This is a genomic window from Streptomyces sp. NPDC056580 (assembly GCF_042793175.1).
GTDB lineage: Bacteria > Actinomycetota > Actinomycetes > Streptomycetales > Streptomycetaceae > Streptomyces.
The window spans coordinates 462545-489343 of record NZ_JBHTVE010000005.1 but is presented as its reverse complement, the minus strand read 5'-3'; the positions used below and the strand labels follow the sequence as shown (position 1 = coordinate 489343).

Sequence of the window (26799 nt, the reverse complement as noted above, 5' to 3'; positions counted from 1 at the left end):
GATTTTTCTCGCAAACATTTCGTGATCTCGCATAACGGATGCCTTCACGTCGCACGGGGCGACCGCCGCCGCCCCGCGTACCCCGCGTCGGTGGCACCATGACGCGGTGACCCACGCACAACAGCACACCATCCAGGTGGTCGCCCACCGGGGGGCCTCCGAGGACGCGCCGGAGCACACTCTGGCCGCGTACAAGAAGGCGATCGAGGACGGGGCGGACGCCCTGGAGTGCGACGTACGCCTCACCGCCGACGGCCATCTGGTCTGCGTCCACGACCGGCGGGTGAACCGGACCTCCAACGGCCGCGGAGCCGTGTCCGCGCTGGAACTGGCCGATCTGGCCGGCCTGGACTTCGGCTCCAGGAAGACCCGCGAGGCCTGGCACGGACGGGACGAGGAACCGGACTGGGAGCACCGGCCGGAGGACCCGGCGGACACCTCCGTGCTCACCCTGGAGCGGTTGCTCGAACTGGTCGCGGACTCCGGCCGGCGGGTGGAGCTGGCCATCGAGACCAAGCACCCCACGCGCTGGGCGGGCCAGGTCGAGGAGCGGCTGCTGCAGCTGCTGAAACGGTTCGGACTGGACTCTCCGGCGACGGCCGCCGAGTCGCCGGTCCGAATCATGAGCTTCTCGGCGCGCTCGCTGCACCGAGTGCACGCCGTGGCGCCGACGCTGCCGGCGGTCTACCTGATGCAGTTCGTCTCACCCCGGCTGCGCGACGGCCGGCTCCCGGCGGGCGTGCGCATCGCGGGCCCCTCGATCCGCATCCTGCGCAGCCACCCGGCCTATGCGGAACGGCTCAAACGAGCCGGTCACCAGGTCCACGTCTGGACCGTGAACGAGCCGGCCGACGTCGACCTGTGCGTCCGGCTGGGCGTCGACGCCATCATCACCAACCGCCCGCGCGCGGTGCTGAGCCGGCTGGGCCGCTGAGCACGGGAAACCCGAGGTCCCGGCCACGGCCGTCCACGGCGGGGCACAAAAGCCGGGTAAGGACCGGTGCGCACCTCTTGACCCCGGGCGGAGGGCTGCAGCATCCTCCCTTCTCGGCCACACCCATGAGATCCAGCCACAGAGTCACCGAATCCTCACAAGGAGTGCTCCGGCGCGTTCGTCGCGTGTGCGGTCGTTGCGAATGCGTCAGCGGAAGAGGACTGGCCGGTTTCCGGTACAGGCCATTGGGGCATCCACACCGTGGCGTGGGGCGAAGGAGGTCTCGGGGGTGGCGTTGGTGGTGGCACAGGAGGTGCCCACGTCGTCGAGCATGGCCGTTCCCCATGGCCCTGCGGGCGTGGGGGAGGCGCGACACCGCATGCGTGCGCAACTGCGCAGTGGCGGGGTGTCCGAGTCGGTCGTCGACGACGCCGTACTGATCCTTTCCGAACTCTTGAGCAACGCCTGCAAACACGGCCGGCCGCTCGGTGACGTCCCGGCCGGGGACGGCGCCGTGCGCGCCGCGTGGAAGGTGGACGCGCGCGGACGGCTCATCGTGGAGGTGACGGACGGCGGCGGCCCGACCCGCCCGGCCCCGGCCACTCCGTCGGTCACCGCGCACGGCGGCCGCGGGCTGAACATCATCACGGCGCTCGCCGACGACTGGGGCGTCCGGGACGACGTCCAGGGCGAGGTGACGGTCTGGGTCGTGGTCCACGACGACGTTCATGATCCGGACGCCGGATGCCGGCGCGGGGGTTTCGCTACGCGCGTCACGGCCTCCCCGGTCCCGGCCATGGCCGAACTCGACTTCGCGGACGCCCTCGACGAACTGGGCTGAGGCCCGAGGGGCCCGCCGGCGGGCCTGCGGCCGTACGACGTCGGCGGCGCCCGCGTGTCCGTTGTCCACAGGTTCCCGTGGGTCAAGGCGCGAACGACTAGGCTCCCGCCCGTACGAGACGAGCCGTAACCGGGAGACCCCACGATGGCCAAGAAGCGACCCCAGACGAAGGCCAAGCGCCCGCAGCAGGCAGACGGGGACATCCCGGTGGTCGGCGCCCGCGAGCCCTGCCCCTGCGGCAGCGGCCGGCGCTACAAGGCGTGCCACGGCCGGGCCGCCGCGCACGCCGTGACCGAACTGGTGCGCCGCCCGTTCGAGGGGCTGCCCGGCGAGTGCGACTGGGTGGCGCTGCGCGAACTGGTCCCCGCCGCCACCGTCGAACTGACCCTGGCCGGCGGCCTGCCCGAGGGCGTCCCGTCGGTCACGCTGGCCACGGTGCTGCCGATGGCCTGGCCGGCGCTGCGCCGCGACGACGGCTCGGTCCTGCTCGGCCTGCAGAACGACACGCCCTCCGGCGACATCAGCCGCGACCTCGCCGACACCCTCCAGCGGGCGCTCGAGGCGGCCTCGGGCTCGCCGGTGGAGGGCCGCCGCGCGCCCGCCGAGGGCCCGAGGCTGCAGGACCTGCTCGACCCGGAAGGCGCGTTCGAGCCGGTCGTGCACAGCGGCTTCGAGTTCTGGGTGCCTGACGCGGAGAACGCCACGCCGGAGGTGGCCGCCTCCCTCGAGCGCGCCAACGCCGCCGCCATCCCGACCGTGAAGCTGTCCGGCGTGGACGCCGCCTACTGGTGCGAGACGCCGGAGAAGAACCACCTGCGCTGGGTCATGCCGCATCCGGAGGAGCAGCTTCTGGACGCTCTCGCCCGGCTGCACGCCGCGGGCCGGTCCAGCCTCGGCGAGGGCACCCGGCTGGTGGGCTCCTTCCGTGCTCACGGGCTCACGGTGCCGGTCTGGGACCTGCCGAGCGGGGTCAAGGCCGAGGACGTGGAGAAGCCGGCCGCCGAGTTCGCCGAGCGGCTCGCCACCGCCCTGGCGTCCGGGGAACCGCTCACGCCCGAGGAGCGCCGGGCCCGCGGCGGACTGACCAACCGGCAGGTCACGCTGAGCTGACGTGCCGTGGCGCCCGTCCCGCGGCTGACCGGTCGGTCAGCCGCGGGAGGGGCGCCGGCATCAGGTGACTCCTGTCACAACTGACCGCCGCGACAGATGGATCGGTGTCCGAATAGCCGAGATCGAATTTGCGAACCGCCGATCTCTTGTTACCGTTCCAGTAGCCCGGTTGCTGGTGCATCCCCCGTCGCCAGCAACCGGGCCTTTCCATGTCCGCGCCCGCCGGACAGTTCGCCGCGAAGCGTCAACTCGCTTTTGTCAGTTCGGAGTTGCTGCCCGAACGCAGAAGCAGCGGCTCGTCCGACCCGCGCACGGCGAACTCGGTGACGGCCGTGTAGGCGTCCAGCGCGCCCCGGGTGTGCTCGCGGGGCGTCTCGCAGGTGGCGGGCTCGTCGTCGGCGCCGGCGGCGCAGTGGATCTGCACGGTCCGGGCGCCGGGCCCCATGATGCTCAGCACGGGATCCACGGCCTCGCCGGTGGCGTTGCGGTAGTAAGTGCGCGCCCAGGTGTCCTCGCCCTGGGTCATCACACAGGTCTGCGCCTCGACCCCGTCCGCGGAGGAGAGCTCCGGACCGCAGCGGGCTGCGGTGGCCAGCCCCAGTCCGAGCAGCAGGGGCGAGCGCGTGGGGGCGGCGGACGGAACCTTCGCGTCGCCGCCCGCGGGCACGCCGGCGGCCCGGCCGCCCGCCCGCCGGGGCGCCGCGGCGTCGCCCACCTGCCCCGTGGACGCCACCGCCAGCGGCAGCGCGAGCACGGCCACCACGATGCCCGCCAGGGCGAACAGACGAAGCCTTCGGGAGTCCGGCTCGCCGCGGTGCGGCGACCGCGTGCCGTTGCCCCCACAAATGCGCAGCATGTAGCGGAAGATAACGACCGCCGGCGGGCCGGGGCCGCGTCCGCGCCGGACACTCCTACAACTCGGGCGCGCTCACACCCGTACGAGTGAGCGCGTCGACCACGCCGTCCACCACGGCCTCCACATCGGGCACCCAGGGCGAGGCCGAACCGGGCAGCGGGGCCCGCTCCCAGCGGACGGCGCCCTGGCCGGTCTCGGACGGCGGCAGGGCGAGATAGCCGCCCTCGCCGTGGAAGCGCAGCGAACCGGGCACGAAGTCCCGGGCGTAGAGCAGTTCGCCGAGCTGCTCCATGGAGTACGGCTTGACCAGCACCGCCCAGCGGGTGGGCGAGGCGACCACCGGGCCGAGCCGCATGCCCCGCCGGTCGAGCAGGTCGAGGGCACGGGCCGCCGCGGGCGCCGGCAGGCTCACCGCGCAGGGCGCCTTGCCGCCGGTGGCGAGGACGATCGGCGCGCCCGGCCGGTTGGTCCACCACCAGCGCACCATGCGCGCGTCGGTGGAGGCCGCGAGCAGACCGGGGTCGAAGGGGTGGGCGCCGGGCACCGTGCACTCCGGGTCCGGGCAGGCACAGCGGGCCCGGCCCTGCGGGTCCGGGGCCACACCCGGGAGTACCGGCCACTGCCATTCCGTCGCGAAGGTCAGGGCCGCGTCGATCGGCTCAGGCCTCCCGTCGTTCCGCCTGGACAGGAGCCTGCGTCGCCTTCCGAGGATCTCGCGCATGAGCGCTCGTTCCTTTCCGTTGCACCGCTGGCAACACCGTGGACCACATCACACCATGTGTCGATCACTGCACTGTGCGTACCTGTTGGCGCATCACACCCCTGCGCACGGCAGGGGGACCCCAGGGGTCGGTCGTCGGCCGCGTCCTCGGTGCGTCCACCGGAAGCACGGGCGCGGCGCGGGGGTGGCGAAGTCTGGCGTTTTGCTGTCGCGCGTGGTTCTCTACGCCTCCGCCACGGGAGGATGGGGCTCGGCCGTCGGTGGTTATGACGTCCGGGTCCGGCGCCAGGTTCCGGGTGGCACCCAACCACCCCTGGCCTTCATCGAGTACGTACCCATCACGACCGTTGTGACGCTCCGTGGAACACCGCCAGTCGACCGCAGCGAGCCGTCACCCGAGGCAGTTTTAGGCCAACTTGGCAGTAAGGCAAGGGTTTCGAGAGAAAGCCACTTCAAACCCATGGACACCAGGAATCCCCGCAGGACAATGCTGGACATCCCCTCACGAGTGCGTGTACATGTGGAGACACTGCTAGCGGTGCAGAATGACATGGGGGTTTGCGATGCTTCTGAGCAATACGCACCGGTCTGAAGGCCGGACGCCATGAGCGCCCCCCATCCTCCGAAAGTGGCTGGAATCGATTCAACGGTTCCCACTCCCGCACACACTGTCGCGCCCGCACCGCCCGCCCCGGAGGCCGCCCACGCCCCGGAGACCACGCTTCCGGTCAGGAACGCCCCCGCCCCCGACGGCCCCGGCACGCTGCTCCAGGACCGGCTGGCGGGCTGGGTCTCGGATCTGACGACCCTCCACGAACTGACCGAACGCCTGTCCGCGACGAACGCGCTCGAACCCGCCCTGCAGGAACTGCTGAGCGCCGGCTGCGCCCTCGTGGGCGCCCGCCGCGGCCTGGTCGCCCTGGAACCCGGCGACGGACTCGGCCCCCGCACCACCGCCGGCCTCGGTCTCGGCCGCGCCGATCTCGGCCACCTGGAGACCGTGCCCCGCGAGGCCCTGCCGCACGGCGCCTTCCTCGACGCGGGCCGGAGCGCCGGCGCGCACGACGGCATCGCCCACCCGGACCTCTTCGCCGAGGACGGCCTGGACCCCCGCCACCGCGAGGTGGCCGCCCGCCTCGGCTACGCCGCCAGCTACGCCCTGCCCCTGTCCACGGAGTCCGCCGGTCACCTCGGCGCCGTCGGCTGGCTCTACGACGAACCCGCCGAACCGGACGAGCGCCGCCGCCACCTGGCCGGCCTGTACGTCCGCCACGCCTGCGAGCACCTGGCCCGGCTGCTGGAAGTGGAGCGCACACGCGCGCGCATGGCGACCATCACCGAGGAACTGCTCCCCTCCCGGCTGCCCCGGATGGCCGGCGTCCAGCTCGCCGTCCGCCACCGCACCTCCCCGCGCGGCGGCGGCGACTGGTACGACGCGCTGCCGCTGCCGGACGCCGCCCTGGGCCTGTCCGTCGGCTCCGTCACCGGCTCCGGGCCCAGCGCGGTGGCCGCCATGGGCCGGCTGCGGGCCTCCCTGCGGGCCTACGCCGTGATGGAGGGCGAGGACCCGGTCGCCGTGCTGTCCGACCTCGAACTGCTGCTGCGGCTGACGGAGCCGGCGCGCTCGGCCACCGCGCTGTTCGCCTACTGTGAACCGGCGCTGCGCCGCATCACCCTGGCCGGTGCCGGACACAGCCCGCCGCTGCTGATCGGCGAGCGGCGCAGCGAGTTCGCCGAGACCTCCGTCTCCGCGCCGCTCGGCATGCTCGCCTGCTGGGAGGCGCCCAGCGTGGAGGTCCAGGCCGAGGCGGGCGACACCGTCCTGCTCTACACCGACGGGCTGCTGCACCGCACCGGCGACCCGATGGACCGCGCCTTCGCCCGGCTGCACGCGGCGGCCGCGAGCATCCCGCGCGCGCTGCGCCACGACCCCGAGGCGGTCGCCGACCACGTGCTGCGCACCGTCCTGCCGGACGGCCGGGACACGGCGGACAGCCCGGAGGACGTGGTCCTGCTGGCCGCCCGCTTCGACTGAGCACCGTCCGCCGCCTGGCCCGGCGGTCCCCCGCCGTCCGGCACCGCCCGCGGCCGGCCACCCGGCGTGACCGGCCGCGAGCCGTCTGGCATGACCGGCCATAACAGGTCTTCCCGCCCCGGTCCGCCCGCGGTGCGACCGTACGATGATGGAGGTCCCCGCTCGGCCACAAGCGGAGCGTCGCGGGCCCCGGGGGAGATCACATGGCGTATCGAGGAGGATCACGTGGCCGACGAGCTCAACCCGGCTGTCCCCGACGAGGCTGCTACCGCAGCGGATCCGGAAGCCGAGGCCGAGGAGCCCATCAAGCAGCGGAAGAACGGCCTGTACCCGGGCGTCTCCGACGAGCTGGCCGAGAACATGAAGTCCGGGTGGGCCGACACGGAGATGCGTGACCTGCGGCCCGTCCCGCAGGCCGCCGAGACCGCGCGCCGCCGCGCCGCGCTCTCCGCGCGCTTCCCCGGCGAGCGTCTGGTCGTTCCCGCGGGCAACCTGAAGACCCGCTCGAACGACACGGAGTACGCCTTCCGCGCCTCCGTCGAGTACGCCTACCTCACCGGCAACCAGACCGAGGACGGCGTCCTCGTACTGGAGCCCACCGCCGACGGGCACAAGGAGACGATCTACCTCCTGCCCCGCTCGGACCGCGAGAACGGCGAGTTCTGGCTGTCCGGCCAGGGCGAGCTGTGGGTGGGCCGCCGCCACTCGCTCACCGAGTCCGAGGCGCTGTACGGCATCCCGGCCGCCGACGTGCGCGAGCTGGCCGACCGGCTCCGCGAGGCCACCGGCCCGGTGCGGGTCGTGCGCGGCCACGACGCGGGCATCGAGGCCGCGCTGACCGACAAGGTCACCGCCGAGCGCGACGAGGAGCTGCGCGTCTTCCTCTCCGAGGCGCGGCTGGTCAAGGACGAGTTCGAGATCGGCGAGCTGCAGAAGGCCGTCGACTCCACGGTCCGCGGCTTCGAGGACGTCGTGAAGGTCCTCGACAAGGCCGAGGCGACGAGCGAGCGCTACATCGAGGGCACGTTCTTCCTCCGCGCGCGCGTCGAGGGCAACGACATCGGCTACGGCTCCATCTGCGCGGCCGGCCCGCACGCCTGCACGCTGCACTGGGTGCGCAACGACGGCCCGGTGCGCTCCGGCGACCTGCTCCTGCTGGACGCCGGTGTGGAGACGCACACGCTGTACACCGCCGACGTCACGCGCACGCTGCCCGTCAACGGCACGTACAGCGAGATCCAGAAGAAGATCTACGACGCGGTGTACGAGGCCCAGGAGGCCGGCATCGCGGCGGTGCAGCCAGGCGCCAAGTACCGGGACTTCCACGACGCCGCCCAGCGCGTGCTCGCCGAGCGGCTCGTCGAGTGGGGTCTGGTCGAGGGCCCGGTCGAGCGGGTCCTGGAGCTGGGCCTGCAGCGCCGCTGGACGCTGCACGGCACGGGTCACATGCTCGGCATGGACGTCCACGACTGCGCCGCCGCGCGCACCGAGACGTACGTCGAGGGCACCCTGGAGCCGGGCATGGTCCTCACGGTCGAGCCGGGCCTGTACTTCCAGGCCGACGACCTGACCGTCCCGGAGGAGTACCGGGGCATCGGCGTCCGCATCGAGGACGACATCCTCGTCACCGAGGACGGCAACCGGAACCTCTCGGCGGGCCTGCCGCGCCGCTCCGACGAGGTCGAGGCGTGGATGGCGTCCCTGAAGGACTGATCCCTCAAGGGCTGGACGCGCTCACGAGCCGCCGATGGCCGGGCACCCGCGCGGGTGCCCGGCCATCGGCGGTCGCGGCGGCTACGGCGGGCGGACTTCAGGGAAGGGGAGCGTGGTCGTGGAGCACGCGCTGGAAGAGCCGGCAGTCCCGCCACGCGCCGTTGATGTGCAGGTACCGGGGCGCGAGCCCGATCGGCTCGAAACCGCACTTCGCCAGCACCCGCTGTGAGCCGGTGTTGCCGGTCAGCGTGGACGCCTCGATCCGGTGCAGCCCGACCGTGTCCCGGGCGATCCGGCAGACCTCTCGCACCGCGGCGGTGGCCAGCCCCCTGTTCTGCTGGTCGGCGGCGACCCAGTAGCCGAGGTAGGAGCTGCAGAACGGGCCGCGGGATATCCCGGACAGGGTGACCGCCCCGACGATCCGGCCGTCCGGGGCCTCCAGCAGCCACGGCGCCACGGCGCCCTCGGCGAGCTGCCGCAGCAGCCCGTCGACACGCTCCGCCTGGCCCTCGGCCGTGAAGAAGGCCTCCGGCCGCACCGGCTCCCAGGGCTCCAGGTGGGCGCGGTTGCGCACGTAGGCCGCGGCCAGCGCGGGGGCGTCGTCCGCGGCGAGCGGGCGCAGGACCGCCCCGCCCGCCAGCTCCGCGCCGTCCAGGTCATCGACATGCATGCGCGCACCCTAGGCCCGGGGCCGGCGGGCCGCACCGGCCGCTGTCACGCCGTGAGCAGGGAGGGGTCCTTCTTCCACTTGAGGATCTTGTCGAAGCTGACCACGGTCCCGCCCCGGCCGGGCTTGCCGCCGATGTGCACGTGGTCGGCGAGCTCTCTGATCAGACAGAGCCCGCGGCCGTGCTCCGCGTCGGAGCGCACGGGCCTGACGTCCTGCAGCAAAGGGGCGAAGCCGGGCCCGGAATCGGCCACTTCGATCCGGCACTTCTCGCCGTCCAGGTAGGCGGTCACCCGGTACGCCTCCGAGCAGCCCGCGTGCGTGCCGTCCCCGCCGTGCTCGACGGCGTTCGCGCAGGCCTCGCTGAGGGCCACGGACAGGTCGTAGGAGACGTCCGGGTCGACGCCCGCGGTCTCCATCGTGCCGATGAGCAGGCGGCGGGCGAGCGGGACGCTAGCGGCCTCGCGGCGCAGATGGAGTGACCACCAGATGCTCATGCTCCAGCCTCCTGGCCGCGGCTCGACATACCGTTACGTATTGCCGCGCGTGCCCGGTCGTAAGCACGCAGTTCCGATGACGCCGCCCGTACGGACGGTGCGGCGTGAACGGGAACGGTGTACGGAAGATCCGATTCCGGCGGAAGGGGATCTTCCGGTCACTCCGGCGGCGTCGGCACGGTGACCGAATCGGGCGACCTGCCGCGGGGCGCGGGCGGGTCCAGTGCGATGATGACCCCGCCATGACTGCCCCCCACCCCCGCACGGCACGCCACGGAGCCGGGCTCCGGATGCTACGGGCCGCGGTGTTCGCCGCGGTCTGCGTCGTGCTGGCCGCGGCCGGGCACACCATGGCCTCCTGCGCGCGCGTACCCCTGTGGACGCTCGGCGCGGGATTCGCGGGCTCCCTGCTGCTCGTGGCACCGCTCGCCGGGCGCGTCCGCTCGCTGCCGGGCATCGCCGCGCTCCTCGCGCTCGGCCAGACCGTGCTGCACACGCTGTTCGGACTGGGCCAGCACGGAACCGCGGGCGTGATGTCCATGGGCCCGATGACCACGCCGGACAGCGACGGCGTGCTCGTCGAGCGGGCCGCCCGGCTGCTGTGCGGGTCCAGCGCGTCGGCGCTCACCCCCGGGCACGCCTACCGGCTCCTGCTCGACGCGCATCTCATCGACTCCTCGGGCCGGCCCGAGGGCGCCATGCCGGTCATGCACCACATGGCCGCCGGCTCCGGCGGCTCGCCCGCGTCGCTGCTGCCCTCCCTGCCGATGGTCCTCGGCCACGTCCTCGCGGCCGTCGTCGCGGGCTGGCTGCTGCGCCGGGGCGACCTGGCCGTGCTGCGGCTGATCGAGCTGTCGGCGCACGGAGTCACCGAGGGGGCGCTCGTGCGTTCCCTGCGCGCGGCGCTCGCGCTGACCCGCGCCCTGTGCGCCGGGCTGCTGCCCGCGGCCGAGCCGCACCGGCGCACCCGCCGGGCCGCCCGCGACGAACCGCCCGCCCCGCACACCACCGCACTTCAGCACACGGTGATCCGGCGCGGCCCGCCCGCCGCCGCCTTCCTCCTCGCCGCCTGACACGACGCGAGCGCCACCCCACCGGAGCCGGAAACGGCCGAGCCGGACGGGAGGGGCCGCCGTCGTGCGGCACACGCGCGCGCGATCACCCAGTGGCACAGCGAACGGCACCGCCACGCGCACGCGTACTCCCGATCACCACCGGAACTCACTCGAAGTGGAGTGCTCCCTGCCATGAAGGCTTCTCGTATCGCCGCCGCCACCGCCGTCGCGGGCACGGCCGTCCTCGCCCTGTCCGGCACCGCCTTCGCGCACGTCAGCGTGCAGCCCGAAGGAACCGCGGCCAAGGGCGGCTACGCGGTCATCGACTTCAAGGTCCCGAACGAGCGCGACGACTCCTCGACCACCAAGCTCGAGGTGAACTTCCCCACCGACCACCCGCTGGCCTCGGTCATGCCCCAGCCGCTGCCCGGCTGGAGCGTGAAGGTCACCAAGTCCAAGCTCGACAAGCCGCTGACGATGCACGGCGAGAAGATCGACGAGGCCGTCACCAAGGTCACCTGGACCGCCGACGGCAAGGGTGTCGAGCCGGGCTACTTCCAGAAGTTCCCGCTCTCCGTCGGCGCCCTGCCCGAGGACACGGACCAGCTCGTCTTCAAGGCGATCCAGACGTACTCCGACAAGGAGGTCGTGCGCTGGATCGAGGTGCCGCGGGAGGGCCAGGAAGAGCCCGAGAACCCCGCCCCGGTGCTGGAGCTGTCCGCCGCCACCGACGACCACCACGGCGCCTCGGCCGCCGCGGACAAGACCGACGCCAAGGCCGAGGCCGACGGCAAGACCGGGCAGAGCGCCGCCGGTGAGGACTCGAAGGGCGGCGACGACACCACCGCGCGCGTGCTCGGCGTGGCCGGCATCGTCCTCGGAGCCGCCGGGGTGGCCTACGGCGTCCTCGCGGGCCGCCGCCGGGCCGCCTGACCACCGTTCCGCACACGCGCCGGGGGTCGTGCGACCCTTTCGTACGACCCCCGGTGCGCGCCGGATTTTTCACATCTGGGAAATTTTTCTATGCGCAAGAAGACGTTCGCAGCGGCCGCGCTGCTCGCCGCCGCCACCCTGACCCTCTCCGCCTGCGGCAACGGCGACGACGCCAAGTCGCCGGTCTCGGTGGTCTCCGAGGAGTCCGACTCGGGCAAGGCCGCGACCATCCTCGACCAGCCCTTCGAGAAGCCGGACCTGGTCCTGACCGACACGCACGGCAAGAAGTACGACCTGCGTGCCGAGACCAAGGGCCACCCGACCCTGGTCTACTTCGGCTACACCCACTGCCCCGACATCTGCCCGACGACCATGAGCAACATCGCCGTGGCCAAGAAGGCGCTGCCCAAGGCCGAGCAGAACGATCTCAGGGTCGTCTTCGTCACCACCGACCCCGGCCGCGACACCCCCGCCGAGCTGGGCAAGTGGCTCAAGGGCATCGACCCGCAGTTCACCGGCCTGACCGGCGACTTCGCCACCATCCAGGCCGGTGCCCGTTCGCTGGGCATCTCCATCGAGCCGACGACGAAGGACAAGAACGGCAAGGTCGTCTCGGTGCACGGCACCCAGGTCATCGCGTTCTCGCCGAAGACCGACGGCGGCTACGTCCTCTACGGCGAGGACACCACCGTCGACGACTACACCAAGGACCTGCCCGAGCTCGTCCGCGGAGCCAGGCCGTGAGGCGTGCCGTCCTGCCCGCGGCCGCCCTCGTCGGCGCCCTTGCGCTCACGGGCTGCGGATCCGGCGCCGGCACGGGAGCGGACGCGGGGGGCGCCTCGAAGGCGGAGCTGTCCGTGAGCTCGGCGTACATGCCCCAGCCGGTCTCCCCGGACATGGCCGCCGGGTTCCTGACCATCACCAACCAGGGCGGCGCCGGGGACGCGCTGACCTCGGTCGGCAGCGACGTCGCCGGCAAGGTCACCATGCACAGCACCGTCGGCGGAGCCATGCGGGAGAAGACCTCCTTCGCGATACCCGCCCACGGCCGGCTGGTCTTCAGAAGCGGCGCCAACCACCTGATGTTCGAGGAGCTGAAGCGCTCGCCGAAGCAGGGCCAGCACGTGACCCTGAAGCTCACGTTCGCCGAGTCCGGGCCCCTCACCGTAGAGATGCCGGTGAAGTCCGCCACGTACAACCCGTCGACCGGACACTGAGGGAGGGACCACCTTGACGCGGACCATCACCCCCCGCCTGCGCACCCTGGTGCTGCTGCTCATCGCCGTCACCGGCGCGCTGCTCGCGGGCGCCGGTCCGGCCTCCGCGCACGCCGCGCTGACCGGCAGCGACCCCGCGCAGGGGGTGGTGGTCGACAAGGCGCCCACCCAGGTGTCGCTCACCTTCTCCGAGAAGGTGGCCATGAGCGACGACTCCCTGCAGGTGCTCGACCCCAGGGGCAGGAAGGTCCAGGCCGGCCCGCCGGTCAACGTGAGCGGCACCACGTACGCCGTGAAACTCAAGGGCGGCCTGGCCAAGGGCACCTACACCGTCGGCTACCAGGTCGTCTCGGCGGACAGCCACCCGGTCGCCGGCGCCTACACCTTCTCCATCGGGGCGCCCTCGCAGACGGTCGTCTCCGGCGTCGCGACGGCGGCGGGCGACACGGCCGTCGGCCGGCTCTACTCCGCGGGGCGGTACGTCTCCTACGCCGGTTTCATCGTGCTGGCGGGCGGCGCCGCCTTCGTACTGGCCTGCTGGCAGCGCGGCTCGGGCGTACGGCCCCTGCAGCGGCTGGTCGTCGGCGGCTGGCTGGCGCTCACCGCCTCCACCCTCTGGCTGCTGCTGCTGCGCGGCTCCTACACCTCCTCGGGGAAGTTCGGCGACGTCCTCGACCTGAACCTGCTCGGCCAGGCGCTGCAGACCAAGACCGGCGCGGCGCTGGTCTCACGGCTGCTGCTGCTCGCCGCCGCCGCGCTGTTCATCGCCGTCCTCTTCGGCGCCTACGACCGGCGCGAGGAGGAAGCGGAGAAGCGCGACCTGACCTTCGGGCTGGCCGTCGGTGGGGTGGTCGTGGCCGCCGGGCTCGCGGCGAGCTGGGCCATGGCCGAGCACGCCTCCACCGGGCTGCAGCCGGGCCTCGCCATGCCCGTCGACGTGCTGCACCTGCTGGCCGTCGCCGCCTGGCTCGGCGGACTCACCGCCCTGCTCGTCGCCCTGTACCGGGCACCCGCGGACACCCCGGTCGAGGCCACCGCCGTCCACCGCTTCTCCCGGCTCGCCTTCGGCTCCGTCCTCACTCTGGTCGCCACCGGCGCCTACCAGTCCTGGCGCCAGCTCGGCTCCTGGTCGGCGTTCACCGAGACCCGGTACGGACAGCTGCTGCTGGTCAAGATCGCGCTGGTGGCACTGCTGGTCGGCATCGCCTGGATCTCGCGGCGGTGGACGGGCCGGCTCGCGGACCCGGCCGCCGACGCCGGACGGTCGGAGCAGCCCGAGGAGGAGGCCGTTCCCGCACCGGCGTCCGCCGGCCAGGAATCCGTCTCCGCACCCGCCGCCGGCCAGGAGGCCGCCCCCGGTGACGGCGAACGCGCCGCCCAGCTCGCCCGGCAGCGGGCCGCGGTGGACGCCGCCCGGCAGAAGCGGCTGCGGGACGCCGACCCGAACCGCTTCGGGCTGCGGCGCTCGGTGCTCGTCGAGGCCGGGGTCGCGGTCGTGCTGCTCGCGGTCACCACCTGGCTGACCCAGACCGAGCCGGGCCGCACCGAGCTGGAGGCCAAGGCGGCCTCCTCGTCCTCCGGTTCCTCGTCGTCCTCGTCCGGCGCACTGACCCTGGACATGCCCTTCGACACCGGCGGCACGGACGGCAAGGGCCTCGTCCGGATCGACTTCGACCCCGCACGGGTGGGCGGCAACGAGATGCACGTCTACGTCCAGCGGCCCAACGGACGCGCCTTCGACGTCCCCGAGGTGAAGGTCGCCCTCACCCTCGCGGCGAAGAGCATCGGCCCGCTCCCCGTGACCCCGGACCACATCACCACCGGCCACTGGGCCGCGAACGGAGTGCAGATCCCCATGGCGGGCGACTGGAAGGTCGCCGTGACCGTGCGGACCTCCGACATCGACCAGGCCACCGTCTCCAAGAACGCGCAGATCGGCTGAACCGCACCATGCCCGACCAGACCACTTCCGAGACCCGTGCCCCCGGCTCCCCGGCACACGTGCTGGGGGACCGCGGCGGCACCGCGGGAGACGACCGGGGCGTCTCCCGGCGCGCGCTGCTCGGCACCGCCGGTGCCACCGGGCTGGCGCTCGGCGCGGCCGGCGGGGCCGTGGGATACACCGCCGCGCCCGCCGGGGCCGCTCCGCTGACCTCGGTGGGCGCCGGCCGGGCGATGTTTCACGGGAAACATCAGCCCGGCATCACCGAGGGACTCCAGGCCCGCGGCCACCTCGTCGCCTTCGACCTGGCGGCGGGGGCGGGCCGCAGGGAGGCCGCGGCCCTGCTGCGCCGGTGGTCGGCGACGGCCGAACGGCTGATGGCGGGCGAGGCGGCACCACACGGCGACACCGGTGTGGCCCGGGACGCGGGTCCGTCCTCGCTGACGATCACCTTCGGCTTCGGCCACGGCTTCTTCGGGCGGACCGGCCTGGAGAAGCAGCGGCCGGCGGCGCTCGACCCGCTGCCCGACTTCTCCTCGGACCGGCTGGACAGGACACGCAGCGACGGCGACCTGTGGGTGCAGATCGGCGCCGACGACGCGCTGGTGGCCTTCCACGCCCTGCGCGCGATCCAGAAGGACGCCGGGCACGCGGCCCGCGTCCGCTGGCAGATGAACGGCTTCAACCGCACCCCGGGCGCCACCGCCCACCCCATGACGGCCCGCAATCTCATGGGCCAGATCGACGGCACCCGCAACCCCAAGCCCGCCGACGCCGACTTCGACCGGCGGATCTTCGTGCCCGCCTCGGCCGAGCCCGCGTGGATGGCGAACGGCTCCTACGCCGTCGTACGCCGCATCCGCATGCTCCTCGACGACTGGGAGGCGCTGTCGCTCTCCGCCCAGGAAGCGGTCATCGGACGCCGCAAGGACACCGGGGCGCCGCTGTCGGGCGGTGACGAGACGACGCCGATGGACCTGGAGAAGACCGACGCCAACGGCGAACCGGCCGTGCCCGTCAACGCCCACGCCCGGATCACGCGGCCGGACCGCAACGGCGGCGCGGCGATGCTGCGGCGCCCGTTCTCGTACCACGACGGCATCGGCCAGGACGGGACGCCGGACGCCGGACTGCTCTTCGTCTGCTGGCAGGCGGACCCGCTGCGCGGCTTCGTACCGGTGCAGCGCAAGCTCGACCGGGGCGACGCCCTGTCGAGGTTCATCCGGCACGAGGCAAGCGGCCTGTTCGCGGTGCCCGGCGGAGCGGCCGAGGGAGAGTACGTGGGACAGCGGCTCCTCGAGGGGTGAATCCGGCTGGAGAACCACCCGTCCGGGGTCTCAAACCACCCGGTCGGGTGGCGTCGATGAGACACGGAAGCCGCCCGCCCCGGCGCCCATTAGGGTGAGGACATGCCAGCGAGCTATGCGTATCTCGGTCCCGAAGGCACCTTCACCGAAGTCGCCCTGCGCACGCTCCCGGAGGCGGCCACCCGGGAGCTGGTGCCCTACGTGTCGGTGCAGTCGGCGCTGGACGCGGTCCGGGCCGGCGAGGCCGAGGCAGCGTTCGTGCCGATCGAGAACTCCGTCGAGGGCGGCATCACCACCACCCTGGACGAGCTGGTCGCCGGCGAGCCGCTGACGATCTACCGCGAGGTGCTGCTGTCGATCACCTTCGCGCTGCTGGTCCGGCCGGGCACCCGGCTGTCGGACATCAAGACGGTCTCCGCGCACCCCGCGGCCCAGCCGCAGGTGCGCAACTGGCTCAGGAGGAACCTGCCGGACGTCCACTGGGAGTCGGCCGCCTCGAACGCGGACGCCGCGCGGCTGGTCCAGGAGGGCCGGTACGACGCCGCCTTCGCGGGCGAGTTCGCCGCCGCCCGGTACGGCCTCGAGGCCCTGGAGACGGGCATCCACGACGCGGAGAACGCGCAGACCCGCTTCGTGCTGGTCGGCCGCCCGGCCCGGCCCGCGGCGCCGACCGGTGCCGACAAGACCTCGGTGGTGTTGTGGCAGCGGGACGACCACCCCGGTGGTCTGCGCGATCTGCTCGGCGAGTTCGCCACCCGGGGCATCAACCTCATGCTGCTGCAGTCCCGGCCGACCGGTGCCGGAATCGGCAACTACTGCTTCTGCGTCGACGCCGAGGGGCACATCTCCGACCGGCGCATGGCCGAGGCGCTGATGGGCCTGAAGCGGATCTGCCTCCAGGTGCGGTTCCTCGGCTCCTATCCGCGCGCGGACATCACGCCCGCCGAGGCCCAGGCCACTTCGCCGGGAACCTCGGACGAGGAGTTCGTGGCGGCCGCCGAGTGGGTGGCGCGCTGCCAGGACGGCCGGTTCTGAGGCGTCCGTAGGCTGGTTTCGGTCAGTCCTACCTGCATATCTTCGTTATCCACAGAAGTTATCCACAGGCCCGCTTCTCGACCTGGGGACAAGTCGACAAGGGTGGGCGACCTCATCGACAAATCGCCCCGGAAGCCCCCCTTGCGGCCACCGACCGGCACGTCACCCTTCGTCCACCCGTTTCCTTTGGTTCATCTTTTGGGGCGACCCCTTTCCACCCGAAAGTGGGCGTCATCCCTGCGCGTGCCAGTAATTCCTCCACCTGGCCGAAACTTCCGGAGTGATCAATTCCGGAATCCACAGACTTTCCACACAGCCTGTGGATAACTCTTCCGGCAGAGCGGATCGCTGTGGACAACGGCCTGCCGACGGGCTCTCCAAGTCCCGCCCTCCACAAGGAAATCCGGTCAACCGGAAATCCGCCGTCTGCCTCGTTCCAGGGATCGGGCCATTCTTTCTTGACACCACCCACCACTCTGCGCAATTGCCCCGAAACGGCATGTAAGGCGCGAGTCGCGATAGTGAGTCGTGACCTGCGAGCTCGCACCGGTAGCCTTGTTCGCGTGATTGACCTTCGCCTGCTCCGTGAGGACCCCGACCGTGTGCGCGCGTCCCAGCGCGCCCGTGGAGAGGACGTCGCGCTCGTCGACTCCCTCCTGTCTGCCGACGAGCGGCGCAGGTCCTCCGGCGTCCGCTTCGACGAGCTGCGCGCCGAGCAGAAGTCGCTCGGCAAGCTGATCCCCAAGGCCACCCCGGAGGAGAAGGCCGAGCTGCTGGCCCGCGCCGAGCAGCTCAAGGCCGACGTCAAGGCCGCCGACGCCGAGCGCGACGAGGCCGACGCCGAGACCCAGCGGCTCCTGCAGCGGCTCGGCAACCTCGTCCACCCCGACGTGCCCGTCGGCGGCGAGGAGGACTTCGTCACGCTGGAGACGCACGGCACCATCCGGGACTTCGGCGCCGAGGGCTTCGAGCCCAAGGACCACCTGGAGCTCGGCCAGGTGCTCGGCGCGATCGACGTCGAGCGCGGCGCCAAGGTCTCCGGCTCCCGTTTCTACTTCCTCACCGGTGTCGGCGCCCTGCTGGAGCTGGCCCTGGTGAACGCGGCCATCGCCCAGGCCACCGCGGCCGGCTTCACCCCGATGCTGACCCCGGCGCTGGTGCGTCCGCAGTCCATGGCGGGCACCGGCTTCCTCGGCCAGGCGGCCCAGGACGTCTACCACCTCGACAAGGACGACCTGTACCTGGTCGGCACCTCCGAGGTCCCGCTCGCGGCCTACCACATGGACGAGATCATCGACGCCGACCGGCTGCCGCTGCGGTACGCGGGCTTCTCGCCCTGCTTCCGCCGCGAGGCCGGCTCGCACGGCAAGGACACGCGGGGCATCTTCCGCGTGCACCAGTTCGACAAGGTCGAGATGTTCTCCTACGTCACCCCCGAGGACTCCCAGGAGGAGCACAAGCGGCTGCTGGAGTGGGAGAAGCAGTGGCTGACCTCGCTGGAGCTGCCGTTCCGCGTCATCGACGTCGCCTCCGCCGACCTCGGCGCCTCGGCCTCGCGTAAGTACGACTGCGAGGCCTGGATCCCGACCCAGGGCAAGTACCGCGAGCTGACCTCGACCTCGGACTGCACCGAGTTCCAGTCCCGCCGCCTGTCGATCCGCATGCGCGACGGCAAGCAGGTCCGCCCGCTGGCCACCCTCAACGGCACCCTGTGCGCCGTGCCGCGCACCATCGTGGCGATCCTCGAGAACCACCAGCAGGCCGACGGCTCCGTCCGGGTCCCCGAGGTGCTGCGCCCGTACCTGGGCGGCCGGGAGGTCCTGGAGCCGGTCGCCAAGTGAGCGCCGGATTCCCGTACCGACTGATCGCGACCGACCTCGACGGAACGCTTCTGCGCTCCGACGAGTCGATCTCGCGGCGCACCCGTGACGCGCTCGCCGCGGCCACCGCGGGGGGCGCGGCCCACATCGTCGTCACCGGCCGCGCGGTCCCCTGGACCCGCCACATCCTGGACGACCTCGGCTACGACGGTCTCGCCGTCTGCGGCCAGGGCGCCCAGGTGTACGACGCCGGCACGCACCGCCTGCTGACCTCGGTCACCCTCGACCGGCAGCTCGCGGGCGTTGCCCTGGCCAAGCTCGAGGCCGAGGTGGGTCCGCTGTACCTGGCGGCGAGCCGGGACGGCCTGGACGGCGAGGTGCTGGTGGGCCCGGGGTACGCGGTCACGGGCAACCTCCCCGCCACCCCGTTCACGGACGCGGCCGACCTGTGGTCGGCGCCGCTGAACAAGGTCTACATACAGCACCCGACGCTCGGCGACGACGAGCTGGCGGACGTGGCCCGGCGCGTGGCCGGCGGTTTCGTCACGGTGGCCATGGCGGGCGCGGGCATCGTGGAACTGCTGCCGCTCGGCCTGTCCAAGGCCACGGGCCTCTCCCTGGCCGCCCGCCGCCTGGGCCTGAAGGCGGCCGACACCATCGCCTTCGGCGACATGCCCAACGACATCCCGATGTTCGCCTGGGCCGCCCACGGCGTGGCCATGGCCAACGCCCACGAGGAACTGAGGGCGGTGGCGGACGAGGTCACCGCCTCCAACGAGGAGGACGGCATCGCGACGGTCCTGGAGCGGTTGCTGCCGTAGTCCGCTCCGGGGTTCCGCCCCGGTCCCGGTGACGGCGCATCCCCGGGTCCCGGTGACGGCGTCTCGCGGAGGATGCACGGATCGAACGTGCGCGGGTCTCCACCCGACCATGGCTCAGCAAGCCAGTGCCTTACCGCTCGGCCAATCCTCCGGGTGGGCGGCCCACGCGAGAGCGACATCGCGTGCTCGAAGCGGCCGCCCCGGGCAGCTCCCATGAGCTCCACGGAGTCGTGGCGATCACTCCGGAGCCCGCCTCGGGCTGCCCTGACGGGAGCTGGACGTACTGTCGTGCATGGACATCGCCCGGCTCCTCTCCCGGTCCGTGCCGCCGGGTCCGTCCCGGCGGGTGGGGCACGACCACTGTGCCCCGGCCGGGATCCGGACGCCACCGAATAAACCGGGCACGGGCGGCGCGGCGTCCGTGTCTACCGCCGGCGCCACCGGCGCCGGCGCGCCTTGCTGAAGAACCACCCCGCGGGCGGCTCGTCCGACCGCCATGGCTGCGGCTCGGGGGACTCGGCGCGCCAGCGGGCGGCCAGCATCCGGGCCCGCGCCGACGGCTCGGAGGTCTCCGCGGCCCGCACGAACGCCTCGTCCAGGACGGTCTCGTCCCAGTCGTCGCCGGTACGCCCGGCTCCGGCGTCCTCCGGTGTCCGCTCAGCCATCCGGGCCTCCCAGCCGTGGTCCCGCCGCGTCCAGTGTGCTCCGGCGGAGGTGAGGGCCCCGTCAAGGACTGCCGGGGCCCTCCCGGGCCTACTACTCCTCGCCCGCCAGCTTCAGCGCCCGCAGCTTCTGGCCGGCGTACCAGGTGGCCAGGACGGTGACGGCGACGAGCAGCACCGTGGCCGTCGTCAGCCCGACGTCGGAGGTCACCAGGTCCCCGCCCGCCACCTTCTGGGCGACGGCGAGCGACCACTGCTGGACGCTCAGCGTGCGCGCGCCCGGCACCAGGGAGCCGAACAGCGCCTCCCAGACCAGCGCGTACACGAGCCCGAGGACCACCGCGTGCCGGGACACGGTGCCAAGCAGCAGGAACAGCGCCGAGTAGGCGATGGAGGAGACCAGCGCGGCCACCGTGTAGGCGACGGCGATCTGCTGGCCGTTGCCGTTCAGGATCAGGCCCGCGAGCATGGTCGGCACGGCGGAGAACACCATGGTGACCGCGATGGCGACGATCAGCTTGGTCAGGATGATCGTCGGCCGCTTCAGCGGCTTGGACAGCAGGTACACCACGGAGCCGTCGTCGATCTCCGGGCCGATCGCGCCCGTGCCCGCGATGACTCCGATGATCGGCACCATGGTGGCGAGCGCGAAGCCGCCCAGGACGTCCGCGGCCGTCTGGTCGTCGGCGCCGGTCAGGGCGCGTACGGCCACGGAGATCACGAGCAGCAGCAGCGGCAGCGCGCCGAGGATGAGGGCCCGGCGGCGGCCGAGCAGGGCCCGGTAGGTGAGCCGGGCGACGGTGGGGTCGTACATCATGGGCCTCCTACGCCGCGACCAGGTACGAGAAAACGGACTCCAGTGACTCGTCCGACGGCGAGACCGTGAGCAGCCGGATGCCGTGGTCCCTGGCGACCTTCGGCAGCAGCGCGGTGAAGCGGCCGAAGTCGACGGCCTGGACGCGCAGCGCGCCCTCGGCCACGTCGACCTCGATGCCGGCCGTCGACGGGTCGGCGATCAGCGCGGCCGCGAGAGCCCGGTCGTCGCTGGAGCGCACCAGGTAGCGGTGCGGCCGGTCGGTCATCAGGCGGCGGATCCGGCGGAAGTCGCCGCTGGCCGCGTGGCGTCCGGCGACGACCACCTCGATGTGCCGGGCGAGCTGCTCGACCTCCTCGAGGATGTGCGACGAGAACAGCACCGTGCGGCCCTCGTCGCCCATCCGCCGCAGCAGTTCCATGAGCTGCATGCGCTGGCGCGGGTCCATGCCGTTGAACGGCTCGTCGAGCAGGAGCAGGGAGGGCTCGTGGACCAGCGCGGAGGCCATCTTCACCCGCTGGCGCATGCCCTTGGAGTACGTGGAGATCTTCCGGTCCTGCGCGTACTCCATCTCGACCGTGGCGAGCGCCCGCTGGGCGGCCTTCGCGCCGAGTCCGTGGAGCTCGGCGTTGGCGACGACGAACTCGCGGCCGGTGAGGAAGTCGTACATCGCCTCCCGCTCGGGGACGATGCCGATGTGCTTGTAGATGGCCTCGTTGCGCCACACCGGCTGCCCGTCGAGGGTGACCGAGCCGGTGGAGGGTGCGAGGAAGCCGCCCATCATGTTGATGAGGGTGGACTTCCCGGCGCCGTTCGGACCGAGCAGACCCGTGACGCCGGGGCCGATGGTCATGGTGATGTCGTTGACGGCGACCACGTTGCCGAACCAGCGGGAGACGTGGTCGATGTTCAGGGTCGTCACAGTCCGACCTTCCGGTAGCGGCGGATCAGCAGGCCGTAGCACGTGGCGACCACGCCCAGGAGGACCAGGACGTACACCGCGCCCTCGCCGCTGGACGGGCCGGTCCCGCCGGGGAAGCCGGAGTCGCCGCCGAGGAACGCGGACTGGACGCCGTCGATCAGGGTGACCGGCGAGAACAGGCCGATCCACGGCACGGCACCGGTGTTGCCCTGCACGTCGGCGATGGCCTGGAGTGTGGAGACGGCGCCGTAGGAGATGGTCAGCACGGCGATCACGGCGGCGATGCCGAAGCCGCGGCGCGGTGTGACGGCGGCGATGACCAGGCCGATGCCGGCGAACAGCACCGACAGCAGGGCCACGGACAGCAGTCCCTGGGCGAACTCCTCGGTCTGGTGGGCGAAGCCCATCTTGGCCAGCAGCGCGCCCGCGTACATCACCACGAGGGGCGCGCCGGTGAGGACGAACAGGGCCGAGGCGAGCGCGGCGAACTTAGCCCGCACGTAGTCCGCGGACTCGATGGGCCGCGAGAAGTACAGCGGCACGGTCTTGAAGCGCAGGTCGCGGGAGACGGACTGGGGCGCCTGCGAGGCGACGTACAGGCTGATCACGGCCTGCATGACGATCGCCCAGCGGGTGTAGGCGTGGGCGAGCGGCAGTTCGTGGGCCTTGGTGGCCACCGCGACGGCCACCATGATGGCCGCGGGCACGCACATCACCACGAACAGCAGCATCGGCAGCACCTTGGACTTCACCGAGCGGCCGAGGCCGTAGGCACCGCGCAGGGACTGCGAGTACAGCGAGCGCACGGCGTAGCCGCGGCCGAGGCGGGGCCCGTCGTAGCCGCGGTAGCCGATGTCGTGGATGCGGGACTGGTCGCCGCCGGCGGTCACCGGCGCGGGCTGCTCAACCGCCATGGCCGACGGCCTCCTTCTGCTGCTCGTCGCTGCTGGTGAACACCTCGGAGATGTGGTGCCGGCGCTGTTCCATGCGCACCAGGCCGAGACCGAGGTCGGCGACGACGTCGCGCACCAGGTCGTACGTCTCCTCCCCGGGGGCGGTCAGCAGCAGGATGTGTCCGGCGCCGGGCAGGCCCCCGCCCTCGTCGTGGGTGTCCACCCCGCGCGCGGAGAGCGCCTCGCGGACCGCGCGGGTGCCGTCCGGGTGGCTGTCGCTGTCGGTGACCTCGATCGCGAGGGTGGTCGTGGTCTGGGTGAAGTCCGTGGTGGAGCTGGAGCGCAGCAGTCTGCCGCCGTCGACGACGACGACGTGGTCGCAGGTGCGTTCCAGCTCGCCCAGCAGGTGCGAGGTGACCAGGACGGAGATGCCGAAGTCGGTGTGGATGCGGCGGATCAGGCCGAGCATCTCGTCCCGGCCGACCGGGTCGAGGCCGTTGGTCGGCTCGTCCAGGAAGACGAGCTGCGGGTCGTGCACCAGGGCCTGGGCAAGCTTCACCCGCTGCTTCATGCCGGTGGAGTAGCCGCCGATGGGGCGGTAGCGCTCCTCGTACAGGCCGACGTGGCGCAGCGTGTCCGCGGTGCGCTCGCGCGCGGCGGTGGGCGGCAGCCCGGACATGCGCGCCATGTGCACGACGAACTCGGTGGCCGAGACGTCGGGCGGCAGGCAGTCGTGCTCCGGCATGTAGCCCACGCGCTCGCGGATGGCGGCGCCCTCGGTGGCCACGTCGAGGCCGAGCACAGCGGCTCGGCCCTCGCTGGCCGGGGACAGACCCAGCAGGATCTTGATCAGGGTGGACTTGCCGGCGCCGTTGGCCCCGACGAGTCCGGTCACACCGGGTCCGATGTCCACGGACAGCCGGTCGAGCGCGGTCACCCGGGGGAACCGCTTGCTCAGGCTTTCGGTCGCGATCACAGTCACGCTTAGAACGTAGTGACACGGGCCACGCCGGTCGTCAGACCTCAGAGCCGTCTTGACATCAGACTCGAGTAGGACAGGACCCCGAGCCACCCCCTGCCCCGGACCTACCCGGCGGCCGCGCGCCGGCCGTCGTCCACAGGTCGTGATCCACCCTATTGACGCCACCTCTAACAAGTGTCACATTCACCAGTGTCAAGTTACGGACACGTACCGCAGTCGACGGACGGGGCGGCATGGCGACGGCAGTGAGCATCGACCTCTCCGCGGAGCTGCGGGGATTCAGGCGGGTGCAGCGCCTCGCCTACGAGTGCGCGGAAGCGGTCGCCGCGCGCCTGGAGCCGGGCGTCACCGAGCGTGACGCGGCCCGGATGCAGCGCGAGTGGCTGCGCCGGCGCGGCGTGCGGGACTGGTTCCACCTGCCCTTCGCCTGGTTCGGCGACCGCACGGCGTTCACCGGCTTCCGCCTGCCGCTGCAGTTCTTCCCCACCGGCCGCCGGCTGGAGCGCGGGATGCCGTTCATCCTGGACATGGCCCCGGTGTACGAGGGGTGCACGGCGGACATCGGCTATTCGGGCTCGCTCGGCGTCAACCCGGTGCAGGACCGGCTGATGGCGGACCTGGAGGCGCACCGCGGGCTGATCCTGCGGGAGGTGCGCGAGCGGCGCCCGCTGCGCGAGATCTATCAGGACGTGGACCGCCTCATGGTCCGCCAGGGCTACGCCAACCGGCACCGTGCGTATCCCTTCGGGGTGATCGCCCACAAGGTGGACCGGGTGCGGGCCCGCCGTTTCTCGCCGCACCTGTTCGGGTTCGGCGCGCGGTCCCTCAAGGGGCTCGCCGCCGACGCCCTGCACGGCCACCGCGAGGGCTGGTCGCCCCTGTGGTCGCCGTACCGCTTCTCCGACCACCCGCCGCAGCCGGGGCTGTGGGCGGTCGAACCCCACCTCGGGTTCCGGGGTACCGGCGCGAAGTTCGAGGAGATCCTGGTGGTCACCGACTCCCGGGACCCCGCGGAGAGCGCCTTCTGGCTGGACGACGATCTGCCGCACGTGCGGCGCTGGGCGGAGGCGAAGTGACACTGGAAGGGGCGCGTGAGCGCCGGGTGCACACCGGCGGGGTCGAGTTGTGCGTGGCCGAGCTGGGCGATCCGCAGGCGCCCACGGTGGTGCTGGTGCACGGCTATCCGGACAGCAAGGAGGTCTGGTCGGAGGTGGCCGCACGCCTCGCCGACCGCTTCCACGTGGTGCTGTACGACGTCCGTGGCCATGGCCGCTCCACGGCGCCGCGGCCGCTGCGCGGCGGTTTCACCCTGGCCAAGCTCACGGACGACTTCCTGGCCGTGGTGGACGCGGTGAGCCCGGACCGGCCGGTGCACCTCGTGGGCCACGACTGGGGCTCGGTGCAGTCCTGGGAGTTCGTCACGGTGGGCCGCACCGAGGGCCGCATCGCGTCCTTCACCTCCATGTCCGGACCGTCCCTCGACCACTTCGGGCACTGGATCGACGCGCGCGTGAAGCGCCCGACGCCCCGCCGGGTGGGCCAGCTCCTCGGCCAGGGCGCCAAGTCCTGGTACGTCTACCTGCTGCACACCCCGGCACTGCCGGAACTGGCCTGGCGCGGCCCCCTCGGCAAGCGCTGGCCGAAGATCCTGGAGCGGACCGAGAAGGTACCGGCCGGCGACTACCCGACCCCGTCCCTGCCGTCCGACGCGGCGCACGGCGCCTGGCTGTACCGGGACAACGTCCGCGCCCGCCTGCGCAGGCCCCGCCCGGACGCCTTCGCGCACGCGCCTGTGCAACTCATCACGCCTCTGGGCGACGCTTTCCTGTCGGAGCGGCTCTACGACGACCTGGACGCGTGGGTCCCGCGGCTGACCCGCCGCACGCTGCCCGCCAAACACTGGATCCCGCGCACCCGGCCCGACCAAGTGGCCGCCTGGATCGCTGAGTTCGTCACGAGCGTCGAGGGCGGCCGGCCCGGTGCTCAGGCCGACGGACGCCATGCCGACCGGTTCGGCGGCCAGTTGGTGCTGGTCACCGGCGCGGGCAGCGGCATAGGACGGGCGACCGCGTTCGCCTTCGCGGAAGCGGGGGCGCGGGTCGTCGCCGTCGACCGGGACGCCGAGGCGGCCGCCCGCACCGCGGAAATGTCCCGGCTGATCGGCGCCCCCGAGGCCTGGGCGGAGACGACGGACGTCTCGGACGAGCAGGCCATGGAGGAACTGGCCGAGAAGGTGCACCACGCGTACGGCGTGGTGGACGTGCTGGTCAACAACGCGGGCATCGGCCTCTCGGGCTCCTTCTTCACCACGACCACCGACGACTGGCGCAAGGTCCTGGACGTCAACCTGTGGGGCGTCATCCACGGTTGCCGGCTCTTCGGTGCGCGCATGGCCGAGCGTGGACAGGGCGGCCACATCGTCAACATCGCCTCGGCTGCCGCCTATCAGCCGTCCCGGGCACTGCCCGCCTACAGCACTTCCAAGGCGGCGGTGCTGATGCTCTCCGAGTGCCTGCGGGCCGAACTCGCCGGGCAGGACATCGGAGTCACGGCCATCTGCCCGGGGCTGGTGAACACCGGCATCACCGCCACGGCCCGCTTCACGGGCGTCGACGAGGCGGAGGAACGCCGCCGCCGGCAGAGCTCGGCCCGCCTTTACGGGCTGCGCAACTACCCACCGGAGAAGGTCGCTAACGCGGTCCTGGACGCGGTGACCCACAACAGAGCGGTGGTCCCGGTGACGCCGGAAGCCCGAGGCGCCCACTTCCTGTCCCGCTTCCTGCCGGGAGCACTGCGCAGGCTCGCCCGCGTGAATCCGAAGCTGTGATCACCGGCAACCAACGCCGCAATCCGCCGCGTTCACAGGTGTCAGCCCACGAGGGGGCTACTTGGTAGCCGAGTTGCGATGACGAGGACAGTCGGCACGGAACTCATAGGCGGGCAGTGGGCGTTCGCGGTGGGTGCAGCTACTTGCCCACTTACTCGATCAGCGGGTCGATGGTGCTGACGGGCCGCGAGTGAA

At 72.3% G+C, this 26799-nt stretch carries 25 protein-coding genes and 1 tRNA gene; 16 read left to right on the top strand and 10 right to left on the bottom strand.

What is annotated here, in order from left to right:
- Positions 1-106 precede the first annotated feature (106 nt).
- The 3 genes from ACFQ9Z_RS13620 (at position 107) to ACFQ9Z_RS13610 (ending at position 2885) form a co-directional block, all read left to right on the top strand.
- Entirely contained in the window at positions 107-934 is an 828-nt protein-coding gene (locus ACFQ9Z_RS13620; RefSeq protein ID WP_383015708.1) for a glycerophosphodiester phosphodiesterase, read from the top strand.
- A gap of 202 nt (positions 935-1136) precedes the next feature.
- On the top strand, positions 1137-1775 hold the full coding sequence (locus ACFQ9Z_RS13615) for an ATP-binding protein (protein ID WP_383015705.1): 639 nt from the start codon (positions 1137-1139) through the stop codon (positions 1773-1775).
- Between the two features lie 144 nt (positions 1776-1919).
- On the top strand, positions 1920-2885 hold the full coding sequence (locus ACFQ9Z_RS13610) for a DUF5926 family protein (protein WP_383015702.1): 966 nt from the start codon (positions 1920-1922) through the stop codon (positions 2883-2885).
- Positions 2886-3129: 244 nt separating this feature from the next.
- Here the strand turns inward: ACFQ9Z_RS13610 and ACFQ9Z_RS13605 are convergent, their stop codons facing one another.
- Together ACFQ9Z_RS13605 and ACFQ9Z_RS13600 are read right to left on the bottom strand one after the other, a co-directional pair.
- Complete coding sequence (locus ACFQ9Z_RS13605) at positions 3130-3741, bottom strand: hypothetical protein (RefSeq protein ID WP_383015699.1); 612 nt, start codon at positions 3739-3741, stop codon at positions 3130-3132.
- 55 nt (positions 3742-3796) lie between these two features.
- Complete coding sequence (locus ACFQ9Z_RS13600; protein ID WP_383015695.1) at positions 3797-4462, bottom strand: bifunctional DNA primase/polymerase; 666 nt, start codon at positions 4460-4462, stop codon at positions 3797-3799.
- A 604-nt stretch (positions 4463-5066) separates the two neighbouring features.
- On the opposite strand from ACFQ9Z_RS13600, the gene ACFQ9Z_RS13595 reads away from it, so the two are divergent.
- Positions 5067-6497, top strand: coding sequence for a PP2C family protein-serine/threonine phosphatase (locus ACFQ9Z_RS13595; protein WP_383015692.1), 1431 nt, complete (start codon positions 5067-5069; stop codon positions 6495-6497).
- 225 nt (positions 6498-6722) lie between these two features.
- On the top strand, positions 6723-8210 hold the full coding sequence (locus ACFQ9Z_RS13590) for an aminopeptidase P family protein (protein WP_383015689.1): 1488 nt from the start codon (positions 6723-6725) through the stop codon (positions 8208-8210).
- 97 nt (positions 8211-8307) lie between these two features.
- On the opposite strand, the gene ACFQ9Z_RS13585 is transcribed toward ACFQ9Z_RS13590, so the two are convergent.
- Both ACFQ9Z_RS13585 and ACFQ9Z_RS13580 read right to left on the bottom strand, forming a co-directional pair.
- Positions 8308-8880, bottom strand: coding sequence for a GNAT family N-acetyltransferase (locus ACFQ9Z_RS13585; protein ID WP_383015686.1), 573 nt, complete (start codon positions 8878-8880; stop codon positions 8308-8310).
- Positions 8881-8924: 44 nt separating this feature from the next.
- Positions 8925-9374, bottom strand: coding sequence for an ATP-binding protein (locus ACFQ9Z_RS13580; protein ID WP_383015683.1), 450 nt, complete (start codon positions 9372-9374; stop codon positions 8925-8927).
- A 242-nt stretch (positions 9375-9616) separates the two neighbouring features.
- On the opposite strand from ACFQ9Z_RS13580, the gene ACFQ9Z_RS13575 reads away from it, so the two are divergent.
- The 9 genes from ACFQ9Z_RS13575 (at position 9617) to ACFQ9Z_RS13535 (ending at position 19504) form a co-directional block, all read left to right on the top strand.
- Positions 9617-10447 carry a hypothetical protein gene (locus tag ACFQ9Z_RS13575; RefSeq protein WP_383015680.1) on the top strand — a complete coding sequence of 277 codons (831 nt, stop codon included), beginning with the start codon at positions 9617-9619 and terminating at the stop codon, positions 10445-10447.
- A 174-nt stretch (positions 10448-10621) separates the two neighbouring features.
- Complete coding sequence (locus ACFQ9Z_RS13570) at positions 10622-11362, top strand: YcnI family protein (protein WP_383015677.1); 741 nt, start codon at positions 10622-10624, stop codon at positions 11360-11362.
- Between the two features lie 90 nt (positions 11363-11452).
- Positions 11453-12106, top strand: coding sequence for an SCO family protein (locus ACFQ9Z_RS13565; protein WP_383015674.1), 654 nt, complete (start codon positions 11453-11455; stop codon positions 12104-12106).
- The gene (locus tag ACFQ9Z_RS13560; RefSeq protein WP_383015671.1) at positions 12103-12579 is read left to right on the top strand and encodes a copper chaperone PCu(A)C; all 477 of its coding nucleotides are present in this window, start codon (positions 12103-12105) and stop codon (positions 12577-12579) included. Before ACFQ9Z_RS13565 ends, ACFQ9Z_RS13560 begins: the two co-directional genes overlap by 4 nt.
- A 13-nt stretch (positions 12580-12592) precedes the next feature.
- Positions 12593-14521: a copper resistance protein CopC gene (locus tag ACFQ9Z_RS13555; protein ID WP_383015668.1), complete on the top strand. Its 1929-nt coding sequence runs from the start codon at positions 12593-12595 to the stop codon at positions 14519-14521.
- An 8-nt stretch (positions 14522-14529) separates the two neighbouring features.
- Entirely contained in the window at positions 14530-15828 is a 1299-nt protein-coding gene (gene efeB / locus ACFQ9Z_RS13550) for an iron uptake transporter deferrochelatase/peroxidase subunit (RefSeq protein WP_383015665.1), read from the top strand.
- Between the two features lie 102 nt (positions 15829-15930).
- The gene (gene pheA, locus ACFQ9Z_RS13545) at positions 15931-16863 is read left to right on the top strand and encodes a prephenate dehydratase (RefSeq protein WP_383015662.1); all 933 of its coding nucleotides are present in this window, start codon (positions 15931-15933) and stop codon (positions 16861-16863) included.
- A 563-nt stretch (positions 16864-17426) separates the two neighbouring features.
- The gene (serS, locus tag ACFQ9Z_RS13540) at positions 17427-18704 is read left to right on the top strand and encodes a serine--tRNA ligase (RefSeq protein ID WP_383015659.1); all 1278 of its coding nucleotides are present in this window, start codon (positions 17427-17429) and stop codon (positions 18702-18704) included.
- Positions 18701-19504: an HAD family hydrolase gene (locus ACFQ9Z_RS13535; RefSeq protein ID WP_383015656.1), complete on the top strand. Its 804-nt coding sequence runs from the start codon at positions 18701-18703 to the stop codon at positions 19502-19504. The genes serS and ACFQ9Z_RS13535 overlap by 4 nt, the downstream gene beginning before the upstream one ends.
- Positions 19505-19570: 66 nt before the next feature.
- Here ACFQ9Z_RS13535 and ACFQ9Z_RS13530 read toward each other — a convergent pair.
- The 6 genes from ACFQ9Z_RS13530 to ACFQ9Z_RS13505 form a co-directional block, all read right to left on the bottom strand.
- A tRNA-Ser gene (locus ACFQ9Z_RS13530) sits at positions 19571-19655 on the bottom strand.
- A gap of 274 nt (positions 19656-19929) precedes the next feature.
- Positions 19930-20169 carry a hypothetical protein gene (locus ACFQ9Z_RS13525; RefSeq protein ID WP_383015650.1) on the bottom strand — a complete coding sequence of 80 codons (240 nt, stop codon included), beginning with the start codon at positions 20167-20169 and terminating at the stop codon, positions 19930-19932.
- Positions 20170-20260: 91 nt separating this feature from the next.
- Positions 20261-20980, bottom strand: a complete 720-nt coding sequence (locus ACFQ9Z_RS13520; RefSeq protein WP_383015842.1) for an ABC transporter permease subunit — start codon at positions 20978-20980, stop codon at positions 20261-20263.
- 10 nt (positions 20981-20990) lie between these two features.
- Positions 20991-21902: an ABC transporter ATP-binding protein gene (locus ACFQ9Z_RS13515; RefSeq protein WP_383015647.1), complete on the bottom strand. Its 912-nt coding sequence runs from the start codon at positions 21900-21902 to the stop codon at positions 20991-20993.
- The gene (locus ACFQ9Z_RS13510; protein WP_383015644.1) at positions 21899-22816 is read right to left on the bottom strand and encodes an ABC transporter permease; all 918 of its coding nucleotides are present in this window, start codon (positions 22814-22816) and stop codon (positions 21899-21901) included. Before ACFQ9Z_RS13510 ends, ACFQ9Z_RS13515 begins: the two co-directional genes overlap by 4 nt.
- Positions 22806-23771 (bottom strand): ABC transporter ATP-binding protein, encoded by a 966-nt coding sequence (locus ACFQ9Z_RS13505; protein WP_383015839.1) that lies wholly within the window; start codon positions 23769-23771, stop codon positions 22806-22808. Before ACFQ9Z_RS13505 ends, ACFQ9Z_RS13510 begins: the two co-directional genes overlap by 11 nt.
- Before the next feature lie 239 nt (positions 23772-24010).
- On the opposite strand from ACFQ9Z_RS13505, the gene ACFQ9Z_RS13500 reads away from it, so the two are divergent.
- Both ACFQ9Z_RS13500 and ACFQ9Z_RS13495 read left to right on the top strand, forming a co-directional pair.
- Entirely contained in the window at positions 24011-24853 is an 843-nt protein-coding gene (locus tag ACFQ9Z_RS13500) for a M24 family metallopeptidase (protein ID WP_383015641.1), read from the top strand.
- Positions 24850-26604: an SDR family oxidoreductase gene (locus tag ACFQ9Z_RS13495; protein WP_383015638.1), complete on the top strand. Its 1755-nt coding sequence runs from the start codon at positions 24850-24852 to the stop codon at positions 26602-26604. The genes ACFQ9Z_RS13500 and ACFQ9Z_RS13495 overlap by 4 nt, the downstream gene beginning before the upstream one ends.
- Positions 26605-26799: the final 195 nt, after the last annotated feature.

Coding starts and splice junctions, on each gene's coding strand:
- ACFQ9Z_RS13615 (WP_383015705.1), top strand. CDS start 1,137: ATGCGTCAGCGGAAGAGGACTGGCCGGTTTCCGGTACAGGCCATTGGG.
- ACFQ9Z_RS13610 (WP_383015702.1), top strand. CDS start 1,920: ATGGCCAAGAAGCGACCCCAGACGAAGGCCAAGCGCCCGCAGCAGGCA.
- ACFQ9Z_RS13605 (WP_383015699.1), bottom strand. CDS start 3,741: ATGCTGCGCATTTGTGGGGGCAACGGCACGCGGTCGCCGCACCGCGGC.
- ACFQ9Z_RS13600 (WP_383015695.1), bottom strand. CDS start 4,462: ATGCGCGAGATCCTCGGAAGGCGACGCAGGCTCCTGTCCAGGCGGAAC.
- ACFQ9Z_RS13595 (WP_383015692.1), top strand. CDS start 5,067: ATGAGCGCCCCCCATCCTCCGAAAGTGGCTGGAATCGATTCAACGGTT.
- ACFQ9Z_RS13585 (WP_383015686.1), bottom strand. CDS start 8,880: ATGCATGTCGATGACCTGGACGGCGCGGAGCTGGCGGGCGGGGCGGTC.
- ACFQ9Z_RS13580 (WP_383015683.1), bottom strand. CDS start 9,374: ATGAGCATCTGGTGGTCACTCCATCTGCGCCGCGAGGCCGCTAGCGTC.
- ACFQ9Z_RS13575 (WP_383015680.1), top strand. CDS start 9,617: ATGACTGCCCCCCACCCCCGCACGGCACGCCACGGAGCCGGGCTCCGG.
- ACFQ9Z_RS13570 (WP_383015677.1), top strand. CDS start 10,622: ATGAAGGCTTCTCGTATCGCCGCCGCCACCGCCGTCGCGGGCACGGCC.
- ACFQ9Z_RS13565 (WP_383015674.1), top strand. CDS start 11,453: ATGCGCAAGAAGACGTTCGCAGCGGCCGCGCTGCTCGCCGCCGCCACC.
- efeB (WP_383015665.1), top strand. CDS start 14,530: ATGCCCGACCAGACCACTTCCGAGACCCGTGCCCCCGGCTCCCCGGCA.
- pheA (WP_383015662.1), top strand. CDS start 15,931: ATGCCAGCGAGCTATGCGTATCTCGGTCCCGAAGGCACCTTCACCGAA.
- ACFQ9Z_RS13525 (WP_383015650.1), bottom strand. CDS start 20,169: ATGGCTGAGCGGACACCGGAGGACGCCGGAGCCGGGCGTACCGGCGAC.
- ACFQ9Z_RS13520 (WP_383015842.1), bottom strand. CDS start 20,980: ATGTACGACCCCACCGTCGCCCGGCTCACCTACCGGGCCCTGCTCGGC.
- ACFQ9Z_RS13510 (WP_383015644.1), bottom strand. CDS start 22,816: ATGGCGGTTGAGCAGCCCGCGCCGGTGACCGCCGGCGGCGACCAGTCC.
- ACFQ9Z_RS13500 (WP_383015641.1), top strand. CDS start 24,011: ATGGCGACGGCAGTGAGCATCGACCTCTCCGCGGAGCTGCGGGGATTC.